The following is a 6,650-nucleotide window of genomic DNA, read 5'->3' on the forward strand; positions in this document are numbered from 1 at the left end:
TCTGCACAATTTGATTACTCAGGAGGGGTGGGATGCATATGTCAGAGATTATTAAACGCGTAGCGCACCAGCTGGCCCTGCTTTTGGGGCTTATGCTGGTGTCATATCAGGCACTGGCGCTGGACTGCGTAGAAAAAGGCACCGGCATTGTTAACAAACCGCCAATTCCGGTTGGAAAACTGGCTATCCCGGCTAACGTGCCGCCGGGGACGAAAATCTGGGAATCAAACGACATTAGCGTGACGGCATACTGCGATAACGTGCTGGGATCCATTACCGATATTGTTCATTTCTATTTTAATCCGAAATCCGAGTCTGTCGGCCAGGGGCTGCTGCTGGGCGTGAGCTATAACGGTCAGGATCTGGAGCAAAACGAGCAGCGCCTCAGCACCAATAGCCCGCCGATCGTCAGGGGACAAAACGTTACGGTAAACGTCACCTTTCGTTTGTATATCAAGGTCAGCGGCAATCCACCGTCTGGCGGATACTATCAGGGTGCCGACCAGTTTACGGTTTTCCAGCTTGATGGCAGCCGGGGGATCAATAAATCGCCTGGTGCGAAAAACCTCAAATACAATCTCTCCGGACTCCAGGGGATCCGCTTTCTGGCCTGCGGTTCGGATCTGAAGGTTTATCCGGAGTCACAGATTGTCGACTTCGGTATGCTGCAAAGCACCCAGCTATCCCGGTCTGCTGGCGTATCACTGCCTTTCGCGATTAAAGCCGTCAAACAGGGGTGTATGGATAATTTTTCCCTCCAGGCTGAGTTTTCCACCGCCAGCCCGCTGTGGGACAGCAAAGCCATTAATCTGGCAAACGGCACTAAGTTGATGCTTTATAACGATAAAAAAGAAGCCATTACCTTCAATCACTATGACGATTTTGCCAGTCTCAACAATGTAAATGAAATAACTAAGCAGTTCACCGCCACGGTCAGCGCCATACCCGGTCAGGCGATTAAACTGGGACGCTTTGATGCGTCAGTGATCGTTAAAATCAACTACTACTGAACCGGCAGGGAAATACATGATTAATAAGCAGAAAATGCGCGCGCGTGCGCTGGAAGAACCCTGTGGCATAGGGGCAGAGCGCCACCGCGAGGGGGAAACGCAGATCCTGGCCCTGCTAATCGCGCTGCGTGAGGACGCGGGGATAAGTAAAACGGAGCTTGCCAGACGCCTGGGGATCACTCCGCCCGCCATTAACCGGCTTGAGAAACGTCCGGCGCAGGCCAGTTTCAGCACCCTGGCCCGCTACGCGGAGGCCTGCGGATTTCGTCTTTACCTCCATTATCTATAGCTCAGCGCAGGGGGCTGAACACACAGAGGGCTACCGGCGACTGAGTCGTCTCAATCAGCATAGTATTGTCATCATACTTTCTCAGCAGCAGGGTATCGGTATGGCCGGATATAAAAAAGCTGTTCAGCAGTAGCAGCTTAGCCGTTTTAGCATCAATATTGTCGATGGCATCTCTGTTGATACGGCTGCTGGTGAGAGAGTATACCGCAGAGTCTTTACTCTCATGGACATAGTTATAGTAAACATTTCTAAGGACAATATCCCGTCGGATCAGGCTATTATTCTCACCGCGTAAATAGCTCACACCGCTCAGTGAAATAAGGATTTTATTGTTATTCAGAAAGGTGAATGATAGCGAGCTAACCATTTTTGCCTCCAGCTTATCATACCTGGCTTCGACAATCATATTTCCCCTACAGGAAATGTTGATCGGGAATCCTCTCTGAACACTATGGGCTTTATTAAGGTAAATCACACATGCTGTTGCAGAAATATTAAGTATTAAAAGTGCTGAAATAATAAGTAACCTGGAAGAGGGCACTGTCTTATGGCTGAACATTTATGGTCCTGTCATTGTAATAATAACTCAGGCAAAGCGTTATCTTCTGGTGAGTATCTATATTACATTGTGCCATAAATTCCCGCGCCGAGCCGGTATTTATCATTGAGGTCATTTTCTCGCTCTGAAATAATAAAACATTGCCGGGGTGACAAACGATTTTTTTATGTTTAATAAAGTCCGCAGCACGCTCAATAAATTCACCCCGGTAGCCAGGCCGAAGTGGCGCGGTGCTATAAAGAGTACAGCCGTTGAGTGTTGCCACTCTGAGCACGGCTTTGAGATCGTCTTTTCCTGCCCACAGACTCATGTTCCATACTAGCAGCAAAGCAAAAATTAAGATGTTGATTAAATAATATATTCTGTAAGTATCCATGCCTGACGCTTTGGGTCTGTATGGTACAGACTGCGTTAAGCGCTTGCGCATATTATCACCCGGCATCACCGAAATTCCAGCAGTCTGGTCCGCAGGCGTAAACCCTTGGCCGGCAGGATTATCTGCGGGCTTTTCCCCCACCACAGTGCTATTGCAGACGTGGTGGTCAGCGACATCAGGAGTCGCAACATGCTCCTTCGCAGGCTGACGTTTCGCCTGCGGAGGTCTGATGGCATCACCTTCACCTTTAGCCACCGGCGTGACTGCTGCGGACGCGCGGAGCGGGGGCGCATGATCATCCATCGCGGTGCGCTCCGCTGCAGGTGGAGCAGGCGTCGCAGCTGCGGCGCGATCCTCTGAGCCGAAGAGGGCTGTATTTGTGCTGGTAGTTGTACTTATGGCGGAAGAAAATTCGTCTGAATTATTTTGCGCCACCGGCTGCTGCTGGCAGATAATTATTGTCCCTTTATGAATGATAAAACCCACTCTGGGTACGGTGACAATAAATTCATCCTGATAGCCCAGGGTGACCATCACTTTTCTTAGCTTACTCACGCAGTGGTTCAGGTTGTTATTGCTGGCGCTCAGGCCGTAATCATCCCACACCTTCTTAAAAAAAGTTTCACGCAGGACGACGGTGCCCAACTGATCAATCAACAACTGTAAAACCCGACGTGCCGGGTTAGAAATCGCCACCCGACTTTCAGGACTGTTTATTAGCGAAAGAGAATTATCCTCTGGGTTAAAGATTATTTTATTGTTGATAAAATAAACCATGTGCTCCCCTTTTTCTGGTTATCCCTGTTATGGAGATTTATAGCTAGCCCAGTCGTGGATTGATAAGAAATGCTAAGGAAAATTTATTTAGACGTTATTGTTATAATGATTAATTCAGAGAGGGAGTATAAACCTTTCCGTAACGAAATAGAATTTAATCGACCAGCCTGCGCAACCGCGGTAACGATAAACCGCATTAATTCGCCAGCATTTCTACATAACCGATGGTGCATTGGGTTAAGGGCATATCCAGACTCTGCAAGAGAACGTAGCTGTTTGCTGGAACCCGTCCGTGACGTTTTATTTTTTGCGCACCAGCCTGACAATTTGTGCGCAAAACCGCCGATTTTCTGGCGCTTATAACCGGCGCGATCTGGCTTTTTTCCTGTTCTGACGGTACTGTAGCGGCATAAAAATTCACACCATGCTGCAGCCGCCACTATAGGTTTCGCTTGAAATATCTTGTCTCGTTCAGAACCACGTTAAAGATCTCCCGTTACCTGTTTAGGGCGCTGGCGCTTATGCTCTGGACCCTGGGAGCGCTGCTGACCACCTTTTACATCATTAACGTCCTGCACGAGAAAGAGTCCCAGGTTCGCCAGGAGTTCAATGCTAACGTTGAGCAGGCGCAGTGGTATGTCCGCCATTCGGCAGACGTCACGCGTGAGCTTAAATTTATCGCCGAGAATCGGCTGAACGCCTCGGCCAACGGCCTTGATGTGCTCAATGGGGTGTTTCCGGGCAAAACCACGCTACCGCAGTTCTTTCCGCTCTACTCTGACTCCGATTGTAGCGGCATGAGCAATACCTGGCGCAGCTCGCTTGAATCCCTGAGCTACTTCCTGCACTACTGGAAAGAGAATTTCTCCTCCGCTTACGAGCTTAATCGCGTCTTCTTTATTGGCGGAGAGAGCCTTTGCCTGGCAGATTTCGGAGTTGGTAATGTCTCAGCAGACCGCGATCGCGCACTGAAAACCCTGCACGAGCGGATCCTGAAATACCGCAACGGCAATGATGAGGAGCGCAAAAGCAGCCTTTTCTGGATAGCGCCGTCCAGCCAGCCTGGCGTGGGCTATTACTATATGGTCACGCCCGTTTACGTTGCCAATAAAATGGCTGCGCTGCTGGGCATTGAGCAAACAATCCGCGTCGAAGACTTTGTGACGCCGGGCAGTTTCCCTGTCAGCGCCACGCTCCTCGATCAGAACAACCAGCGCGTGATGTCCTCTTCCCCCTCCGCGCACCGGATTTCTCTGGACGATTTACCGGATGACAGCAGCTGGTTCGGCTATATCAACGGTTATAAACAGCTGGTGATGAAGAAGCAGCTGACGCCTTCCTCGCTGAGCGTGGTCTATTCGGTGCAGACCAACGAGATGGTCGAAAAGCTGAAAATTCTGATTATCAATGCCATCCTGCTGAACGTGATCGGGGCCATCCTCCTGTTTACCCTGGCCTGGCTGTTTGAACGCCGGATGTTTCTGCCGGCCGAAGATAACGCTCACCGTCTGGAAGAGCACGAGCAGTTCAACCGGAAAATCGTCGCCTCCGCGCCGGTTGGCATCTGCATCCTGCGCACCAGCGATGGCACTAACATCCTTAGCAATGAGCTGGCCCACAATTATCTCAGCATGCTGACGCAGGAAGATCGCCAGCGGCTGATTGAAATAATCTGCGGCCAGCAGGTCAATTTTGTTGATGTGCTGACCGGCAGCAATACCAACCTTCAAATCAGCTTCGTCCACTCTCGTTACCGTAATGAAAATGTGGCGATATGCGTGCTGGTTGACGTCAGCGCTCGCGTGAAGATGGAAGAGTCGCTGCAGGAGATGGCGCAGGCGGCCGAGCAGGCCAGCCAGTCGAAATCAATGTTCCTGGCGACCGTCAGCCATGAGCTGCGCACGCCGCTCTATGGCATTATCGGCAACCTCGACCTGCTGCAAACCCGCAGCCTGCCGCAGGGGGTGGAGTCGCTGGTGACCGCGATGAACAACTCCTCCAGCCTGCTGCTGAAAATCATCAGCGATATTCTCGACTTCTCGAAAATTGAGTCCGAGCAGCTACGCATTGAGCCGCGCGAATTCTCACCCCGTGAGGTGATAACCCATATCGCCTCTAACTACCTGGCGATGGTGGTCAAAAAGCGCCTGACGCTATGGGTCTTTATTGACAGCGACGTGCCGGTATCGCTGGATGGCGACCCGCTCCGCCTGCAGCAGGTCATCTCTAATCTGCTTAATAACGCCATCAAATTCACTCATACCGGCGGCATTGTGCTTCACGCCTATGTGAAAGACGGCTATCTGGCCTTCCGGGTCCGTGACACCGGTGTGGGGATCCCGGCGAAAGAGATCACCCGCCTGTTCGATCCGTTTTTCCAGGTGGGAAGCGGCGTACAGCGCCATTTCCAGGGAACCGGTCTGGGGCTGGCCATCTGTGAAAAGCTGATCAATATGATGGACGGCGATATTGAAGTCGATTCCGAACCCGGCATGGGCAGCCAGTTTGTGGTACGCATCCCGCTGTATAAAAGCCAGGTGATGTCGCCTGTCTATAATGAGGGGCTGCTGGGCAAACGCTGCTGGCTTGAAGTTCGCAACGAGGCGCTGGCGGTCTTTTTAGAGAAGCTGCTGCGCGAGCACGGGCTTGACGTCCGGCGTCTGGAGGAGGGGAACTGCGGCAGCGATGATGTGGTGGTAACTGACTACGACTTCCAGACCCAGACCGGCGCGCGCGGTATCATCCGCTTTGACGGCAGCCATAACGATGGTCCCCAGGAGCTTTCCGCTGGCCGCTGGGTCTATGGCACCACCACGCCTCATGAACTGCCGGTGCTGCTGGGGCGCATCTATCGTGTTGAAGTCGAGCTGCCGGATGCGCAAACCTCCCTGCCGGAGGCTAACGAGTCGGGCATTGGTAACGAAGATATCCTGATTCTGGTGGTAGACGATCACCCCATTAACCGGATGCTGCTCTCCGATCAGCTGGGATCGCTGGGGTACCGGGTGAAAACGGCGCAGGATGGCGTCGATGCTCTGAACGTGCTGAGCCGCAACGAGATAGATATCGTACTGACCGATGTGAATATGCCGAACATGGACGGTTACCGTCTGACGCAGCGCCTGCGTCAGCTGGGGCTGACCTTCCCGGTCGTGGGCGTCACGGCGAATGCCCTGGCGGAGGAGAAGCAGCGCTGTATGGAGGCGGGGATGGATAACTGTCTCTCCAAGCCGGTCACCCTTGATACGCTACAAAAGACGCTGGCCTTTTACGCCGAGCGGGTCAGAAAGAGCAGGGAAGGCTGACGAAGGCAAAAAAAGGTGGAGCTTAGCTCCACCCTTAGACTGCTGACAATATACTAAGGCCTGGTGTTCGTTGCTAAATCATAAAAAACCATCATACGGGGCGGATATTTTGTTCAGAACGCACCGTTCCTGAGACGAAAAGAGCGGGTAATTCGATCCCAAATTTCCACCAGTTCGGCATCGCTGTAAGCCGGTGGGGGCAGCGCATGATTACTTAATGTTTATTAGTCGCGACTTGATCTGACATATGGCCTTGAAAGGTTGAGAGTTACCGGTTTTGATATGGGTGTCGAATCCTTATACAAAACACGAGGTAACTCTCATGCTTCATACT

At 51.8% G+C, this 6,650-nt stretch carries 7 protein-coding genes; 3 read left to right on the plus strand and 4 right to left on the minus strand.

All coding sequences use genetic code 11. From position 1 onward, the window contains the following. Window positions 1-38: 38 nt before the first annotated feature. Together ACLRGG_RS08435 and ACLRGG_RS08440 are read left to right on the plus strand one after the other, a co-directional pair. Window positions 39-1,010, plus strand: a complete 972-nt coding sequence (locus ACLRGG_RS08435; RefSeq protein WP_416249302.1) for a fimbrial protein — start codon at window positions 39-41, stop codon at window positions 1,008-1,010. Between the two features lie 16 nt (window positions 1,011-1,026). Further along, complete coding sequence (locus ACLRGG_RS08440) at window positions 1,027-1,299, plus strand: helix-turn-helix domain-containing protein (RefSeq protein ID WP_416249295.1); 273 nt, start codon at window positions 1,027-1,029, stop codon at window positions 1,297-1,299. A gap of 1 nt (window position 1,300) precedes the next feature. Here the strand turns inward: ACLRGG_RS08440 and ACLRGG_RS08445 are convergent, their stop codons facing one another. The 3 genes from ACLRGG_RS08445 to ACLRGG_RS08455 form a co-directional block, all read right to left on the minus strand. Then, window positions 1,301-1,666 (minus strand): hypothetical protein, encoded by a 366-nt coding sequence (locus tag ACLRGG_RS08445; protein WP_416249296.1) that lies wholly within the window; start codon window positions 1,664-1,666, stop codon window positions 1,301-1,303. 178 nt (window positions 1,667-1,844) lie between these two features. Further along, window positions 1,845-3,011: a winged helix-turn-helix domain-containing protein gene (locus ACLRGG_RS08450; RefSeq protein WP_416249297.1), complete on the minus strand. Its 1,167-nt coding sequence runs from the start codon at window positions 3,009-3,011 to the stop codon at window positions 1,845-1,847. 196 nt (window positions 3,012-3,207) lie between these two features. Next, window positions 3,208-3,432 (minus strand): hypothetical protein, encoded by a 225-nt coding sequence (locus ACLRGG_RS08455; protein WP_416249298.1) that lies wholly within the window; start codon window positions 3,430-3,432, stop codon window positions 3,208-3,210. A 31-nt stretch (window positions 3,433-3,463) separates the two neighbouring features. On the opposite strand from ACLRGG_RS08455, the gene rcsC reads away from it, so the two are divergent. After that, the gene (gene rcsC, locus ACLRGG_RS08460) at window positions 3,464-6,316 is read left to right on the plus strand and encodes a two-component system sensor histidine kinase RcsC (protein WP_416249299.1); all 2,853 of its coding nucleotides are present in this window, start codon (window positions 3,464-3,466) and stop codon (window positions 6,314-6,316) included. 113 nt (window positions 6,317-6,429) lie between these two features. Here rcsC and ACLRGG_RS08465 read toward each other — a convergent pair whose 3' ends face one another. After that, entirely contained in the window at window positions 6,430-6,519 is a 90-nt protein-coding gene (locus ACLRGG_RS08465) for a T6SS immunity protein Tli4 family protein (protein ID WP_416249303.1), read from the minus strand. Window positions 6,520-6,650 lie beyond the last annotated feature (131 nt).

Source organism: Erwinia sp. PPS120 (genome assembly GCF_047918655.1).
Taxonomy (GTDB): domain Bacteria; phylum Pseudomonadota; class Gammaproteobacteria; order Enterobacterales; family Enterobacteriaceae; genus Erwinia; species Erwinia tasmaniensis_A.

Excerpts from the sequence above, each read along its gene's own strand:
- ACLRGG_RS08435 (WP_416249302.1), top strand. The coding sequence starts at position 39 with ATGTCAGAGATTATTAAACGCGTAGCGCACCAGCTGGCCCTGCTTTTG.
- ACLRGG_RS08440 (WP_416249295.1), top strand. The coding sequence starts at position 1,027 with ATGATTAATAAGCAGAAAATGCGCGCGCGTGCGCTGGAAGAACCCTGT.
- ACLRGG_RS08445 (WP_416249296.1), bottom strand. The coding sequence starts at position 1,666 with ATGGTTAGCTCGCTATCATTCACCTTTCTGAATAACAATAAAATCCTT.
- ACLRGG_RS08450 (WP_416249297.1), bottom strand. The coding sequence starts at position 3,011 with ATGGTTTATTTTATCAACAATAAAATAATCTTTAACCCAGAGGATAAT.